Origin of the sequence: Marinicella litoralis, assembly GCF_002591915.1 — a bacterium.
GTDB lineage: Bacteria > Pseudomonadota > Gammaproteobacteria > Xanthomonadales > Marinicellaceae > Marinicella > Marinicella litoralis.
Map to the genome: position 1 here is coordinate 47593 of NZ_NIHB01000004.1, position 15723 is coordinate 63315.

A 15723-nucleotide genomic window follows, 5' to 3' on the forward strand; every position below is an offset into this window, starting at 1 on the left:
GAGAAGTCATTATGGAACCTGAAGTCATCAACCTGGCTAAACAGCTGATACAAAAACCATCCTACACACCTGATGATGCAGGCTGTCAGCCTTTGTTGATGAATCGATTGGGTGGACATGGTTTTCTGGGTGAGCATCATCGATTTGGCGAAGTGGATAATGTGTTGATCTGGCACGGTGATGAACCTGGTCCAGCATTGATGTTTTTAGGTCACACCGATGTGGTACCGCCTGGCGACTTGGCTGCATGGACACATGACCCTTTGTCAGCCCATGTTGAAGCTGGGGTTTTATATGGTCGCGGTGTGGCAGACATGAAAGGATCGGTGGCAGCGATGGTATTGGCGATGGAGAAATTCGTCGGCCAATACCCCAACCATCGAGGTAAAGTGGCATTGATGCTCACCAGTGATGAAGAAGGCATAGCGCATGATGGGGTGAAAAAATTCATGCCGTTGATGGCTGACAAACACCCTTTTGATTATTGTTTGGTGGGAGAACCAAGCAGTTCAAAAGTGATTGGAGATACGGTCAGGGTTGGACGGCGTGGGTCTTTACATGTCGAAATCAGAATCAAAGGCAAACAAGGTCATGTGGCTTACCCACAAAATGCGGCAAACCCCGTCTTTTTAGCCGCCAAAGCCATTGATGAAATGGGTGGTTTTATGTGGGATGAAGGCAATGAGGATTTTCCACCAACCAGTTTCCAAATTTCAAACATCAATGCAGGCTCCGGTGTGACCAACATCATTCCAGGAGAGCTGGTGATCACTGCCAACTTCAGGTATGCGCCGGTTTCAAGTCAGCATAGCCTGGAACAACAATTACAAATGATTTTAGATCGGCATCAGCTGAAGCATGAGTTGGTGTGGCAACTATCAGGAGCACCTTTTCATTGTAAGGATGAAAATTTTAAAGAAGCTGTGGCAGAATCGGTGTTTCAAATAACAGGTGTGCGACCTGAATTCAATACAGGTGGTGGTACATCGGATGGTCGATTTGTTGCACCGCATGGCATTGCGACTATGGAGCTGGGCCCAATCAATAAAACCATTCATCAAGTCAATGAATGTGAAAAAATCAGTCACTTGGTTCAATTAGAAAATATTTATTTGGATCTGATCAAACGGTTGCTCCTAAAATGAATGCGGTCATCAATGATGTGATAGACAGGCGGTTGTCTGTAGCTCCTATGTTGGATTGGACTGACAGGCACTGTCGGTTTTTTCATCGTTTGATTTCCGATCAAGTGTTGTTGTACACAGAGATGATTACCACCGGTGCTTTGTTGAATGGTGATCAAGAAAAATTATTGGGTTTTTCACCCTCAGAAGAGCCGGTGGCCATCCAACTTGGCGGCAGTAACTTGGATGATTTGGCCACTTGTGCAAAGATGGCTGAAGACATGGGCTACAGTGAAGTCAATTTAAATGTAGGCTGTCCAAGTGACCGGGTGCAAAAAGGTCGTTTCGGTGCTTGTTTGATGAAAGAACCAGATTTGGTGGCGGATTGTTTTGCGGCCATGCAAAAAGCCGTCAAAATTCCCGTGACCATCAAATCCCGAATTGGTGTGGATGATGATGACTCGTTTGATTCCTTTGAGCGTTTTGTTGATACAGTCAGTTCTGCAGGGTGCCAAACGTTTGTGGTTCATGCGCGAAAAGCCTTGTTAAAAGGATTGAGTCCAAAGCAAAATAGATCGGTACCGCCACTAAAATATGAGTATGCTTATGACATTAAATCAAAAAATCCGAATTTGAATGTTGTATTGAATGGTGGCATTGAAACAGTAGAACAAGCGGTTGAGCAGCTCAACCATGTTGATGGTGTGATGGTCGGCCGCGCTTTTTGGAATGCACCTTGGTTGATCAGGGACATGCACAATGCCATGGCAATGGGTGAACAAAAGTTAACCCGAGATGAGGTGTTATTGGCCTATGTTGATTACTGTCAACACATGGTAAAACAAGGGTTAAGTTTACATTGGTTAATCAGACCTATTTTAGGTTTGTATCATGGATTTCCAGGCAATAAAAAGTGGAAGTCCCATTTAGTGACAGAAGCGCCGCGCAGAAAAGACGACGTGACGGTGATCAAAGAAGCAAGAGATTGGGTGACATATGCTGGTTAAAAACATTGCAGACTTCAAAAAAGTCCAAGAATTAAAGCAATTTAACATCAAACAAGAAGTGGCTATGAAAGCCGCGTTTATGGTAAGTCCTGTTGGGTTTTCATTGAATGAACAAACGGCGCAAGACAATGAATATATGCAGATGGATGCCAAGGTCGATGAAAAGCTTGCCGTGTATCAACAAATGCAATTGGCCCGTACATTGACTGATTTTGGCATTCCTGTCATTACCTTTCCTGGTTCGGAAGACACGCCTGATGCGGTGTTTCCGAACAATGCTTTCGCCACCAACCACAACCGACGTTATATTGTGGGTTCAATGAAATACCCCAATCGACAATTAGAAACACAGCGGCACGATATCCGTAAATTTTTTGGTGGTGTTTTGGGTTATGAGGAATATGAAATTGAGAATCACCGCGCCATTGCAGAATTAACAGGTGTTTTGGTACCTGATCGTGGCCGCAATGTAGGCTTTATTGGCATGACTGAACGGGTTGATGAGGCCGGTGCAGTAGAGTTAGATGAAGGTTTTCAGTTGGATTTGACTTTTCAGTTTGACCTGGCTGAAGGTGAATACCACACCAATGTAGTGATGGCTTGTTTGGCCAGTGTGGGTTGTGTGATGCATAAAGACTCGTTTGCTGACCCTGATGTGGTACAAGCGATTGATGATTTTTACGAAGGTCGTGTGCTGTACCTTTCAGATGAGGAGAAATTGGCATTTTGTGGAAACTGTATTTCCATCACTGATCGGGATGTGCTGTTCAGCCAGACAGCTTATGATACCTTGTCGGTGTCTTCAAGGAAGGTGTTAACCAACTGGGGGCTGGAAATTCATGGGGTTGATGTGTCCGAATTGGAAAAAGCTGGAGGCAGTCTGCGATGCATGATCGGTGAAATCTTCTGACGAAAAATGTGAACGCGAACCTCTGCGTTGGTACTGGCTTTTGATACCATCAGGTACATTCGTACGCTCAGGCATTCAAAAGTCATTACCGCCTTAATCTTCAAAGCCAAATTCGTTGTCAGTGAGCAAAATTATGCCGTCATTCTGAGCGAGGCACGAGTCGAAGAATCTCCCAAAGACCATGCGATCCCATTTGGTAAACTGATAAGTTAAAACCAGCCTAATATCGCGCCCATCAAGGTCAATGCCAATGTAGAGTACCCCGCATTGATAGCCAAAATTTTCCAATCGCGCCCTTCAAAGGCATAATGAATTCCCATGAATGGGGTGATGCAGCCTATACCGATGAAAAATCCTGTCATGGCTCCCAAATGAAAATCTGCATCGGGTTCAATAAATAAGGCCAGCATGATGGCAGCAACTGATGTCCACATAATGGCCATGCCAAAAACTTTGCCCGGATGTCTTTGGTTGACTTCATCGGAGGATAAGCCAAATGCCTTCATCCACGGTTTACTGAACAAGGGGCCATACCAGATGCCACCTAAGATAAAAGCAGCTGCAGTGGCGATAAGCACTGCCAACCAATTCAATTGTTGTAAGTCGAAATGTATGTGCACAGAGACCCTTCCATATGATTGAGACTATCATTGTAGCCCAGGCTTGAAATTGATTCAAAAAACATAATAAGGGCGCTGATTATTGATCATGACTTCGTGTCTAAGCCATATATTCAACTAATTTGAGATTGCAGTTGTTTCTAAATCATATATCTACAATAATTAACTGCGCCAATCAGTTTAATCAGTCCATGCTGAGCTGTAGGTTGTATAAAAACTTGAATACATCATTTTACTCAATTGTTGATGTTGAGAATGATGCACGAAACCAAAAACTGATTTGACAAAAGTTCGTTTCTGTCAAACCAATTAACAGAGACCACTATGAAAATTAAAGCCATCCTCTTATTTTTAGTTGCTACCCACAATGTGAGTGCCCAATTCATCGATAATTCATTGGGTGTTGATCCCCGTGTTAATTATCAAAAACTGACAGAATTAGGACCTTGGGATGATAGAAATTATGATTTAACGCTAGAAGATTTGGCATGGTTGAGTGACAACGAACATGAATTGAAAGAGATGGTGCCGGCATTTTACCGGGTGCAATTCAGAAAAGAATTTCCAGATACACCTCGAATTGGCAAGGTTCAATATCCCAGAAGTTTATTGAACTACTATGTCCTTAAATACGATGGATACTTGATCGATGGCCTGATTTATCGAGCTGGAAAATGGCTGAATGATTATCACAGTTTCGAAGTTACGATGGAAAATGGTTTGACCCCAGGGGAAATTTTCAGAGAACAAATCAAACAAAACACCAGAACTTTGAGTGGTGAGGTTTTGGTGTTTTCTGGTGCCGAATCAGCTGTTTCTGTCAGTCCAGCTGATCCAGAATTGGTGGTGGCCGGTTTAAACCGCAACGGCCAAGAAATGTTGTATTCTTCTGACGGGGGGGACACATGGACCAGTGCCCCTGATTTAACCGGAAGTGAGTGTTGTGATCCAGCCATGGATTGGAAGTCCGATGGTTCTTATGTTTACAATGTGACTCTTGGCGGTAACCAAGTATGGTTTTATCGATCTGATGACAATGGACAAACTTGGGACAGTCTTGCAGACATCACCCCTGGCGATAACAGGCGAGAATTGTCAGGTCCCACAGGTTCGTTGAATGACAAGGAATACATCCACGTTGATCAATCGCCTACTTCTCCCTTTCAAGACAATATATACATCACTTGGCACCAAAGCAACATCATGCAATTTGCGGTCAGTGATGATGACGGCAACACCTTTACCACCACTTCATTCACAGCTGAGGATCGTGGCATTGGCAGTGACATAGTCACAGGAAGGGATGGCACCATTTATCACTTTTGGCCGGCCTTTAATAATCCCGACATACAAATGAATAAGTCCACCAATGGTGGTACAGCATTCAGCCCAGCTGTGGTGGTAGCGCCAACAAATGATGGGTTTGATTTTCCGATTCCATCGATGGACAGTCGTTTTGTGTTTATTTATGTCGCTGCAGATATAGATTTAACCGGTGGCCCCTATGATGGAAGGTTGTATGCCTCTTGGACGGATACCTTGGGACCACAATCTACGGCGGTCAATAATCATGCCAGAATTCAAGTGGGCTATTCTGACGATGGTGGAGACACTTGGAATGTAACAACGCCACATGAAACTGATGATGCCTTGGAGGTTGATAGGTGGCATCAATGGTTGAAAGTTGATAGAAACGGCATCGTGCATGTTATTTTTTATGACACCAGAAATTTTGCTGACCGATCTGGGGTTGATGTTTATCACAGCTATTCAGTGACGGGTGGTGAAAATTGGAGTGCGCCCACCAGGTTGACTTCTGTTTCTTCACCAGAAGGCAGTGGTTTCCAATTTGGTGATTACAACGGTATGGATTTTGGTGACAGCGATGATGGCGTGGCTATTTTTTCTGATAACCGTGCTGAAGGTGGTGGCTCTCCTGATATGGACGTGTATGTGGCACCCGTTTTGGGTCCAATCGATTTGATATTTGAAAATGGATTTGAGGCAATCAATTAAAAACATGATGAATTTAAATAAATACATCCTTATATCTGTGTTGGTATTTTTAAGTGCCTGTTCAAGCGACAATGAATTCAATGACCCAATGAAAAAGCCGTTGGTTTTTGAAAACCCTACAGGCATGATGCAAAAATTAACAAAAATCGAAGATGAGATTGGTCAACAAAACTACATTTTATTAACTGATGCCATCGCCATATTGAAAGCCTATGATGTAATCAACAATTCCTTGGATGGATTTTATATGAAATTATCGGGATTGACGCCGCGTGAAATCATTGAAAAAGCCCAACAACATCAATGACGTTTAGAACAATGAAGCAAATTGAATTCAAGCACCAATAAGATGAGAACGGGATGTTTAACATTTATTCACCTGTATAGGTATTGAGATTGCCTATAATGTCTGATTGGTATAATTTACAGGAAGGGTTTTGAAGAATAAATCGATCATGTTTTGGGTGGTGCTGACTTTGTTGGTCATTGGTTCATTGCCTTTTTTGTTGTCATGGTACCAAATCAATCAGTCAAAAGAAGCCGTGGTTGATCAAGCACAAAAAAACCACCTGATTATTTCCCGTGCCACAGCCGAGAGGATCGCTACCTACCTCACCAAATACCAAGATGTAGCGAGAAACATTGCGATTGATCCCAGTGTCTATATTGCTCCGGATGCAGCAACTGCGACTGAATCATTGAAAAGAGGCCTGCTACTGCACAGCAACATTCAGTTAATCGGCTTGATGCTTAATGAACAAGGACAGCCATCCCAAGTCATTCAATTGGCCAGAAAAAATGAATCCAGTGACATTGATTTTGACGCCTTAAAAAACCAACTGGTGCAAGAGGTACAGTTGACCTCACAAAAAGGACAAAAATACCTAGGAATCAAAGTATCTTCAGCCAGGCCCAACGTGGACGTTGTGATGTTGGTGAGTTTAGATACCAATCAATGGCTCAATCCACGCATATTGGGACAAGCAGCCAGTCTCAGTTTGGTCGATAATGAAGGCCAATTGATTGAACATTCGGGTGATGCGTTTGTGCCGGTTTCGGCTGAATGGTTGGTGATGATGAAAAATGGGTCTGTTACTGGTGTAGCCAATCGATCGGGAAACAAGACTTTGGATAAATTCATATCAGCCTTTGCCAAAATTGAGCAGCAACCTTGGTACATTATTTCAAGGCAATCGGTTGAATTTGCTGAGCAGTCAACGGCTGCCATGAGCAAAACTGCATGGCAGATTTTTGGTTTGGTGTTGCTGGCGATGTTGGTGCTGTTAACCATGGCTTATTTTTCATGGGTCAAACCCATCAGGAGAATCGTCAAGGCGCAAAATGCCTTGTTAGGAGACAACAGTGCCGAATCCGATTGGAAAGGTGGTGAGGTCCAGGCCTTGGAGCACAGCTTTGATGCCCTGACCAAACACATCAATGATCGAAATGCCTTGGGTAAAATATTTGTCGACAGGTATCAGGTGATTAGCCCCATTGGAAAAGGTGGTATGGGTACTGTTTTCCTGGGCTGGGATCCAAAGCTCGACAGGCATGTGGCATTGAAGACTCTACCCATTGGCAATCAATTTGGCACCCGTGAAAACATGAGTCAAACCTTGGTTCAAGAGGCCATCACAGCTGCAAGGATTTCACACAGGAATGTGGTTTCAATTTATGACGTGGTTTCTACTAAAACCACTGCCTTCATTGCCATGGAGTACATCAAAGGCGAGTCTTTAAGCTCATTGTTGCAACGCAAAGGATCTTTAAGTCTGCCTTTGACATTATCGATTGCCATTGCAGTGCTGCGAGGGCTTCAGACTGCCCATGATATGGGTTTTGTGCATCGAGACGTTAAACCAGCTAATATTCTATTGGATGTCAATGGCGACATTAAATTAACAGATTTTGGCACAGCAACTTTGGTCAAAGGCATTGGTGCCGATGACATCACCGGAACCATAGGTTATATGGCTCCAGAAACATACCAACGTGGTGAAGTGACCATAAAAAGTGATTTATTTGCAGTGGGTGTACTGATTGCTGAATGTTTGCTCGGAGTCAATCCATTCAAAAGCAAAAAAATACATTTAACAAAAAATAACACGATAAACAAAGCCGTGATTTTTCCGGCTGATCTCAGACAACCAGCAGCTGAAGAGTTGTTTAAAGTTTTTGATAGGTTGTTGGATAAAGAACCCAATAAACGACCCCAATCAGCCACAGAAATGGCTGAGTTGATTGTGCACTCCACGCCATGTGCAATTAAATGGGACTCAGAGGTGGCCGGTGTAAGGATTCAAAAAAATGAAGAAAGAAATGAAGAAGAAGATACCATTGTTGCTCATTCTTAGTGGTTTGAGCGGGTCTGCTTGGGTTTCAGCAAGTGAAACAATTGCAGCCAATAAAGAAGAGCAACAGTCAATTCATGGCGGTGTGTTTGATACAACATCTGATGTATTGGCCGGTACCAATGGAAACAATCAAGTGTTATTAAAGGATTCCAGTGGGAAAGTCAGGGTGATCGGTGAAGGTGCGGTTGGTTCCTCCAACAGTGCGTTGGAAAAACTAACAATTTTGGTTGATCGAACGCCACCAGTCATTACTTTTCAGTGGCTGAATGCCATGGAGCAAGCGGATGAGGTCATCATTGGTCCCAAAAGTGAAGTCAACATCGCTGTAAATGAAGCGCAGCTCAAACAAATAACAATCGATGACCAGATACTGAATGTCCCCGGAATGACCCAAAGGATTAAATTTAATCTAGCGGCAAAATCATTGCAGGTATTGGCCGAAGATGAATTTGGTAACGTCAGTCAAAGTAAGTTGGTGTTGAAGCCTGACTTTGAAAGTCCCAGCATCACTTGGGATTTAACAGCGCCTGCCATCAAAAAAGGTGGCCAATGGTTTGCTGGAAAACAAGCAGACTTGGTTCTCAGTGCGACCGATAATGTGGCCATGGGCACAGTACATTTAAACCAGCAGGCTGTTGACTGGATTGATCATCCTTTGTCAGTGAATGAAGGTGATGAGTTGCAAGTAACCGACGCATTAGGAAACGTCACGACCGAAAAGCTGGCCTGGCAAGTGGATTCAATGGCTCCAACAGTTGTGGTCACTGTAGAAAATGAAAAACAAGCAGCCACCAAACGTTTCAGCGTCAGGGTCAATGAGTTAATTGACCTCACTACAATGGATTTGGGGGTTGGTGTAAAACTACAAAAATACAAAGGTAAGTCGAGAAAATGGCTGCCTTTACCGAAAAAGTTTCGTTTCACCAGTAAAGGAAATTATCGCATAAAAGTGATCAGTGAAGACCAGGTTGGCAACACACTTGAAACAACCCTTAAATTCAAAGTAAAGAGATAAACACATGGCATTGATATTCAAAACAATGGTTTTAATACTTTTGACTGGTGCTCAAAGCACAGCAGTTGAACAAACAGACACCTTGGTTCAGCACGTGGTTCAGCCTGGTGAGAACCTGCATACAATCACCCGCAGTTATCTGGGCACCGATATATTGTGGCAAGACAACTGGGAACTCAATCCACAAATTAAAAATCCACACCAATTGAAAGTCGGTCAGGAATTAACCATTATTAAAGAACGGATCATTCCAGCGGAAAAAGCCAAAGTGTTGAATGTGGTTAATCGGGTTGAAAAGAAACCATCAGAGGGCGACTGGTTATCAGCGGTAAGTGGTGATGAGTTGGTACAACAAGAAGGTGTCAGGACGTATGAAAAATCTTCTGCTTTGTTAGAATTCAATGATGAATCTAAACTAAAAATATTGGAGTTCTCTCAAATTTTCTTAAAAAGCAGGTCAACCGGTTTAACCGGCACGGACAGTGCCACCATCGAAGTGGTGAAAGGTGACGCTGAGTTGAGTTGGGAGCCTATAGTTAATAACCAAACCGAGATTTTCATCGTCATGGGAGGAACGGTATCTAAGCCCGAAGTAAAAACCGGCCAAGTGGCGGAATTGCGAACTGGTTTGACCACGGCTGGAAATTCAGTGATTTCAGTTTATCAAGGAAACAGTGCGGTAAGCGCTGCCGGTGGTGAGGTGAATGTCAAACAAGGCATGGGAGTAGCAGTTAAACCAGGTCAAGCACCGCCTGCGCCGCAACCCTTGTTGAAAGCACCAAAAATCTCTGTGGGCGTCAAAAATATATACACATACACCAACCCAGTACTCAATTGGTCAAAGGTAGATGGTGCCGCTCAATATCTGGTGGAAATTTGTGCCGATGAAACTTGTCAGCAGGTTTTGAAACAACAAGCTGTAGACAACAATCAATGGCAAATCAATGATTTTAATCAAGCCGGGCAGTTCCATTTCAGAGTGGGTGCCGTAAGTGAAGACGAAATTGTGGGCTATCGCACCGCAGCCCAAAGTCTGGAATTCACTGGTGCTTCAGATGATGTGGCACCACCACTGTTGGCGATTGATATCAGTGGTAAACGGAATCAGCAAGAAGGACAGTTGGTGGTTGGACCCAAAGCACAAATCACACTGTATGCATATGATGAGTTGGCCGGTTTGAGCACCTTGGCATATCGCTGGGACAGTGGTGAATGGCAAACTTATCAGGGTCAAGCCATTAACTTACCAGCAGCGGATGCCAGTTTACAGGTGCAAGCGACAGATCATTTGGGCATGTCTGCGATGGCAACTTATGAATTTTTGACACAATAAATAAAAAAGCCACTTCAAATCAATTGAAGTGGCTTTATATCGTACATTACTCAGTTTTTAGGCTTCGCGGCTGGCGCGTTTTCTTTCATGCTCGAGCAGATGTCTTTTTCTGATTCTGATTTCATCTGGTGTCACTTCAACCAACTCGTCATCCTCAATAAACTCCATTGATTGTTCCAAGGTCATGGTGATGGGCGTAACCAAGTTAATCGCATCGTCTTTTCCAGAAGCCCGTACATTGGTTAATTGTTTACCTTTCAGTGCATTAACCGTTAAGTCATTGTCACGTGAGTGGATGCCAACAATTTGACCTTCATAAACATCGACATTGGCATTGATTAACATGCGACCACGTTCTTGTAAGTTCCACAAAGCAAAACCAAGGGCTTTACCCGTTCCATTGGCAATCAACACCCCATTTTTTCGGGTGCGTTCAATGGTGTTTAATTTACGTCCGTAATGATCAAATACATGTGTCAGGATGCCTGAACCTGAAGTGGTTGTTTTGAACTCAGACTGGTATCCAATCAAGCCTCGGGCTGGGATAACAAACGTCAAACGAACACGACCTGTGGCGTCTGGCACAATGTCTTTGACTTCTGCCCTGCGACCCAATAATTGTTCCATCACTGAACCTTGGTGTTCTTGTTCGATGTCTACCACCAAATCTTCATAAGGCTCACAAAGCTCGCCATCAATTTCACGGAAAATAACTTGTGGTCGAGAAATGGCTAACTCAAACCCTTCACGACGCATGGTTTCAATCAACACAGACAAATGCAATTCGCCGCGACCTGATACCTTGAATTGATCAGAGTTTTCAGTTTCTTCAACACGCAATGCCACGTTGTATGTGGTTTCACGTTCCAAACGGTCTCTGATTTGACGTGAAGTCAGGAACTTACCGCTCTTACCCGCAAAAGGTGAATCATTGACACAAAACAACATCGAAATGGTTGGCTCATCAACCGTTAATGGTGGTAAAGCTTCAACATGATCGCGATGACACAATGTGTCAGAAATGCCAATGTTATCGATGCCTGACATGGCAACAATGTCGCCAGCAGATGCTTCCTTGACCTCAACCCTTTCCAGGCCTTTGAATCCAAATATCTTTAAAATCCGACCATTTCTGGTTTTGCCTTCTGAGTCAATCACTGCCACTGGGGTATTGGTTTTGACTGTCCCTTTTTTAATTCGACCGATGCCAATCAATCCCAAAAAGCTGTTGTAATCCAAGGTTGAAATTTGCATTTGGAAAGGTGCTTCCACGTCGACATCTGGCGGGCTAACTTTTTGCGTGATGGTTTCAAACAGAGGACGCATGTCGCCTTCACGGTTTTCATCATCTTCTGAAGCATAGCCATTGATGGCTGATGCATAAATAATCGGAAAGTCCAATTGCTCATCAGTGGCGCCCAGTGAGTCAAACAAATCAAAAGTTTGATCAATTACCCATTGGATGCGAGCACCGTCACGGTCAACTTTATTGACCACAACTACAGGGGTGAAACCCATTTCAAAGGCTTTGGAAGTCACAAAACGAGTTTGTGGCATTGGGCCATCAACCGCATCTACCAATAAAAGCACAGAATCAACCATACTTAAAACGCGTTCTACTTCACCACCAAAGTCGGCATGGCCAGGGGTATCAACGATGTTGATTTTATAGCCTTCCCATTCGATAGATGTGTTTTTAGATAAAATCGTGATGCCACGTTCTTTCTCTAAATCGTTGGAGTCCATTAACCTGCTTGGATCTTCAGCGCGTTCGTCAAATGTACCTGACTGTTTGAGTAATTCATCAACCAAGGTGGTTTTACCATGATCAACGTGTGCAATGATTGCGATGTTTCTGATTTTATCTGTGGACATGAAAAGTACTGCCGGTGCTTTAAAAGCCGCGCATTATAGCGTAATAGCACCAATAAATCGTTTAAAACTGGCGGATAAAAGGTTAAATATAGTGATATTTGCTGGTATATGACCTTCAGCAGGCTTGTGGTTTGAATTTTTGAACCTATTTCTTGCTTACCAATCTAAAGGTTTAGATTTTTAATATATTGATATTTGGATGAAAAAATGAAAAGAGTATTTCTGTTTATGGCAACTAACATAGCCATTCTGGCGGTTATTTCAGTGGTAATGCGGGTATTTGGCTTTGATCACTATTTAACTGAAAATGGATTGGATTATCAAGCTTTGGCAGTTTTTTCATTGCTTTGGGGCTCCGTGGGTTCATTCATTTCATTGGCCATTTCAAAATGGATGGCAAAAAAATCCATGGGTGTTCAAGTGATTGAACATGCCAGCAATGCCGATGAACAGTGGTTGCTTGATACCGTCAGGCGACAGGCGCAAGATGCAGGTATAGGTATGCCTGAAGTGGGTATATTCCAATCGCCCAGTCCCAATGCTTTTGCCACCGGCATGAAGAAAAATGATGCTTTGGTAGCAGTCAGTACTGGCTTGTTACAAACCATGGATAAAGGTGAAGTTGAAGCTGTATTAGGCCATGAAGTGGCACATGTGGCCAATGGTGATATGGTAACCATGGCATTGATACAAGGTGTGTTGAATGCTTTTGTAATTTTCTTTTCCCGCATTATTGGGTATGCCATCGCGGCCGCATCCAGAGACAGTCGAGGAGGTGGTTATACCATGGGTTCTTTTATTGGAACCATGATTGCTCAAGTTGTGTTGGGATTTTTGGCCGCCATCATCGTTAATTCCTTTTCAAGGTGGCGTGAATTTCATGCCGATCAAGGTGGTGCGAAATTGGCAGGGAGCCAAAATATGATCAACGCATTGAAAGCCTTACAACGCAGCTCACGAACTGAAAAGTTAGAGGGTGAGTTTGCAGCCTTCGGAATCTCAGGTGGTAAGGCCACATTGGCCAAATTGTTTTCTACCCATCCACCGTTAGAAGATCGCATTGCTGCTTTGGAAAAAGCACAATTTTCAAACAACAATGTAATCAGCTAAAAACCACTGGATTTTATATAGCCAGCTGAACGTGCTGGCTATATATCCTGTGTTTGGATAGTAGGGTGCCAAGCCAGACAACTCATTGAAAAGCACTGATTGAAACACACATTAAAATTATCAAGGCCAGTCATTAAGTGCCTGCCTGTTCAAATGAATTTTTAAATATCACATCTGATATGGTTCGGCTGATGGTAATCAACTCACCTGCAGAAGTATCAATACCCCCATTGTCAGTGCCACCATCGTCAACCAGTTGAATCATTAGAGTGACCTGTCCTTCAGCCTGATCTGATAAATCAAAACTCAAGGTGCCGGTACTGGCATCAACAAAGGGTTCAACCGTAAAAAAGCTGGCATCACCTTCAATGTAAGAAATGATGAATGACAGTTGTTGGTCGGCTTCATTGTCAGCACCTGAATACATGTTGATGGCCCAGTCTTCATAAGTGACGTATGGAGTGCTATCAGCAAAACTGAAATGGGAAAATCCCTCCAGTAGAAAAGAAGGGGCGTCATTGACCGGTAAAACGATGACAGTGAATGCTGCAGTATCGTGGTTGTAACGGTCCGAAATTTGATAACTTGTTGTTGCTGTCCCGAATTCATTGCTGCCTGGTGTGTAAGTAAAGCCACCATCTACCATTAAATTTAAGTTGCCAGCATCGGTCATATCGATGGAATCTGGCACAAAACTACCAGCCGTCAGTACCCACAAAGAATCGTTATCTAAGTCATTGACCAGCAAGCCATTGTCGTTGTCATCCGCGGGTGTGAAATTGCCATCCACATCATCAGCAATCAAGGAAAAGTCTTCCAACACAACATAAGTGTCTGGAATTGCATTGGGTGCTGGATTGTCACTGATGGCCCCATCTTCATAAGCGCCAATGTCACAGCCGTCAACAAAATCAGTCACGGTTTTGTTGTCAATGATGCGTGAGGCTTGAAGTTCGTTTTTATGGCCTCTTTGATCAGTCGTTGCATTGCCGCATTTCCCTTGGTCAATCAATGGCGAACCTGGTCGAATGGCTCTGGTCAAGGTTGGCCCTCCGTTATCTGCCAATAAATCAAGGTTTGGCCCACCTGCTGCAGGTACCACAAAATCATCATTGACATTGGGCGAACCGAACGGAAATGTGCCTGATATACCTTGATTGCCATTGATGTAATTGTGTCCAATGGTATTGAAGTTGCCCGATAAATTTGGGCGGCTACTGACTGAGTTATCGCGATTGCGTGCAATCACATTGTTGAATACATTAACCAAATCGCTGGTGGATGAAAAAATACCACCACCAGCGTCACTGGTGTCTGAAAAGTTGGCATCGGCTGTGTTGTTGGTGATGGTGTTGTGCTTGATGTCAACCAGTGAATAATCGGCAGGAAACCCAGGTCCGCCTATGGAAATGGCTCCACCCACACCATAGGCTTGGTTGGAATCAAATGTAGAACTGTCAATGGTCAATGTAGACGTGGCTAAAGATGTGGATGAAAGCATCCATATAGCACCGCCAATGCCATCTCCAGTTGGCTGAGGGGCCGTGAGGTTCCTGGCTTGGTTGCCAGTGAAGGTGGAATGACTGATGATGACGTCTTGATAAGCAGCAATAAAGATGGCACCACCACCTCCAGTGTTGCCGTTAATTTGTACTTCAGACCCAATCGTCCAATTATCAATGAATTCACTGTGGGTAATGGTGGTCAGGTTATTACTCGAACCACCATAGCCAATGGTCATAGCCCCACCAGCGTATTCGGCATTGTTGTTGACAAATCTGGATCGCTCAATCAATAAGCTTGATTCCGCCAAAGACACCATCATGGCACCACCTGTATTGTCGGGAATGTTGCCTATACCTGCGTACCCACCGGCGATGGTTATGTCCGAAATGGTGTGCGTTTGATTGAGCTTGGGTACAATCTCAATCAAACGATCAGAGGCAATTCCAGTCAAAGTTAATAAATCTTTGTGCGGACCTGATATATGCAGTGACTCAGAAATAAACACAGCCGATTCAATGGCCAAGGTAGCGGGTAACATTTCAGGGGTAAATAAGATTTGGTCAACCACTGGGCTGGGATCACCAGCTGAACACTCACCAGCCGTGTTGCCTGAGGATATATTGTTTTCACTGGCCTCGATGGCTTCAAGAAAAGTACATCTGCCATCATCCTGAAAAGGATTGGTTGTTTGATCAGTGTTGACCCAAATTTCGGCGGCTTGCACGCTCAGTGACATGGTGCATAGCAACAGTGATATGCGGGTTGTTTTTAGTTCATTGATCATAGTCCTCTCCAGCTTTTAATTTGATGTTCAAAGCATAACTTGTGGCTATTAATCAATCCTTTGCCAACC

At 43.6% G+C, this 15723-nt stretch carries 12 protein-coding genes; 9 read left to right on the forward strand and 3 right to left on the reverse strand.

The window, feature by feature from the left end:
• Positions 1 to 11: 11 nt before the first annotated feature.
• The 3 genes from dapE to CCS90_RS11900 are packed head-to-tail and all read left to right on the forward strand — an operon-like array spanning position 12 to position 3041.
• On the forward strand, positions 12 to 1145 hold the full coding sequence (gene dapE / locus CCS90_RS11890) for a succinyl-diaminopimelate desuccinylase (protein ID WP_099019794.1): 1134 nt from the start codon (positions 12 to 14) through the stop codon (positions 1143 to 1145).
• The gene (dusA, locus tag CCS90_RS11895) at positions 1142 to 2131 is read left to right on the forward strand and encodes a tRNA dihydrouridine(20/20a) synthase DusA (RefSeq protein WP_099019795.1); all 990 of its coding nucleotides are present in this window, start codon (positions 1142 to 1144) and stop codon (positions 2129 to 2131) included. Before dapE ends, dusA begins: the two co-directional genes overlap by 4 nt.
• Positions 2121 to 3041: an arginine deiminase-related protein gene (locus CCS90_RS11900; RefSeq protein ID WP_099019796.1), complete on the forward strand. Its 921-nt coding sequence runs from the start codon at positions 2121 to 2123 to the stop codon at positions 3039 to 3041. Before dusA ends, CCS90_RS11900 begins: the two co-directional genes overlap by 11 nt.
• Before the next feature lie 209 nt (positions 3042 to 3250).
• On the opposite strand, the gene CCS90_RS11910 is transcribed toward CCS90_RS11900, so the two are convergent.
• A complete protein-coding gene (locus CCS90_RS11910; RefSeq protein WP_099019798.1) occupies positions 3251 to 3661 on the reverse strand; it encodes a DUF1761 domain-containing protein in 411 nt (136 codons plus the stop codon).
• A gap of 324 nt (positions 3662 to 3985) precedes the next feature.
• On the opposite strand from CCS90_RS11910, the gene CCS90_RS11915 reads away from it, so the two are divergent.
• From CCS90_RS11915 to CCS90_RS11935, 5 genes are all read left to right on the forward strand, one after another.
• The gene (locus CCS90_RS11915) at positions 3986 to 5677 is read left to right on the forward strand and encodes a hypothetical protein (protein ID WP_099019799.1); all 1692 of its coding nucleotides are present in this window, start codon (positions 3986 to 3988) and stop codon (positions 5675 to 5677) included.
• A 7-nt stretch (positions 5678 to 5684) separates the two neighbouring features.
• Positions 5685 to 5984, forward strand: coding sequence for a hypothetical protein (locus CCS90_RS11920; RefSeq protein WP_133566519.1), 300 nt, complete (start codon positions 5685 to 5687; stop codon positions 5982 to 5984).
• Between the two features lie 130 nt (positions 5985 to 6114).
• Positions 6115 to 8031 (forward strand): serine/threonine-protein kinase, encoded by a 1917-nt coding sequence (locus CCS90_RS11925; protein ID WP_133566518.1) that lies wholly within the window; start codon positions 6115 to 6117, stop codon positions 8029 to 8031.
• Positions 7997 to 9046, forward strand: a complete 1050-nt coding sequence (locus CCS90_RS11930) for a hypothetical protein (protein ID WP_133566517.1) — start codon at positions 7997 to 7999, stop codon at positions 9044 to 9046. Before CCS90_RS11925 ends, CCS90_RS11930 begins: the two co-directional genes overlap by 35 nt.
• Positions 9047 to 9050: 4 nt before the next feature.
• Positions 9051 to 10379, forward strand: coding sequence for a LysM peptidoglycan-binding domain-containing protein (locus CCS90_RS11935; RefSeq protein WP_099019803.1), 1329 nt, complete (start codon positions 9051 to 9053; stop codon positions 10377 to 10379).
• Positions 10380 to 10436: 57 nt separating this feature from the next.
• Here the strand turns inward: CCS90_RS11935 and typA are convergent, their stop codons facing one another.
• Positions 10437 to 12254, reverse strand: coding sequence for a translational GTPase TypA (typA, locus tag CCS90_RS11940; RefSeq protein ID WP_099019804.1), 1818 nt, complete (start codon positions 12252 to 12254; stop codon positions 10437 to 10439).
• 207 nt (positions 12255 to 12461) lie between these two features.
• Between typA and htpX the strand changes: the two genes are divergently transcribed.
• On the forward strand, positions 12462 to 13364 hold the full coding sequence (gene htpX, locus CCS90_RS11945) for a protease HtpX (RefSeq protein ID WP_099019805.1): 903 nt from the start codon (positions 12462 to 12464) through the stop codon (positions 13362 to 13364).
• A gap of 133 nt (positions 13365 to 13497) precedes the next feature.
• Here htpX and CCS90_RS11950 read toward each other — a convergent pair whose 3' ends face one another.
• Positions 13498 to 15654: a choice-of-anchor Q domain-containing protein gene (locus CCS90_RS11950; protein WP_099019806.1), complete on the reverse strand. Its 2157-nt coding sequence runs from the start codon at positions 15652 to 15654 to the stop codon at positions 13498 to 13500.
• Between the last annotated feature and the right edge of the window lie 69 nt (positions 15655 to 15723).

Excerpts from the sequence above, each read along its gene's own strand:
- dapE (WP_099019794.1), top strand. The coding sequence starts at position 12 with ATGGAACCTGAAGTCATCAACCTGGCTAAACAGCTGATACAAAAACCA.
- dusA (WP_099019795.1), top strand. The coding sequence starts at position 1,142 with ATGAATGCGGTCATCAATGATGTGATAGACAGGCGGTTGTCTGTAGCT.
- CCS90_RS11900 (WP_099019796.1), top strand. The coding sequence starts at position 2,121 with ATGCTGGTTAAAAACATTGCAGACTTCAAAAAAGTCCAAGAATTAAAG.
- CCS90_RS11915 (WP_099019799.1), top strand. The coding sequence starts at position 3,986 with ATGAAAATTAAAGCCATCCTCTTATTTTTAGTTGCTACCCACAATGTG.
- CCS90_RS11920 (WP_133566519.1), top strand. The coding sequence starts at position 5,685 with ATGAATTTAAATAAATACATCCTTATATCTGTGTTGGTATTTTTAAGT.
- CCS90_RS11930 (WP_133566517.1), top strand. The coding sequence starts at position 7,997 with ATGAAGAAGAAGATACCATTGTTGCTCATTCTTAGTGGTTTGAGCGGG.
- CCS90_RS11935 (WP_099019803.1), top strand. The coding sequence starts at position 9,051 with ATGGCATTGATATTCAAAACAATGGTTTTAATACTTTTGACTGGTGCT.
- typA (WP_099019804.1), bottom strand. The coding sequence starts at position 12,254 with ATGTCCACAGATAAAATCAGAAACATCGCAATCATTGCACACGTTGAT.
- htpX (WP_099019805.1), top strand. The coding sequence starts at position 12,462 with ATGAAAAGAGTATTTCTGTTTATGGCAACTAACATAGCCATTCTGGCG.
- CCS90_RS11950 (WP_099019806.1), bottom strand. The coding sequence starts at position 15,654 with ATGATCAATGAACTAAAAACAACCCGCATATCACTGTTGCTATGCACC.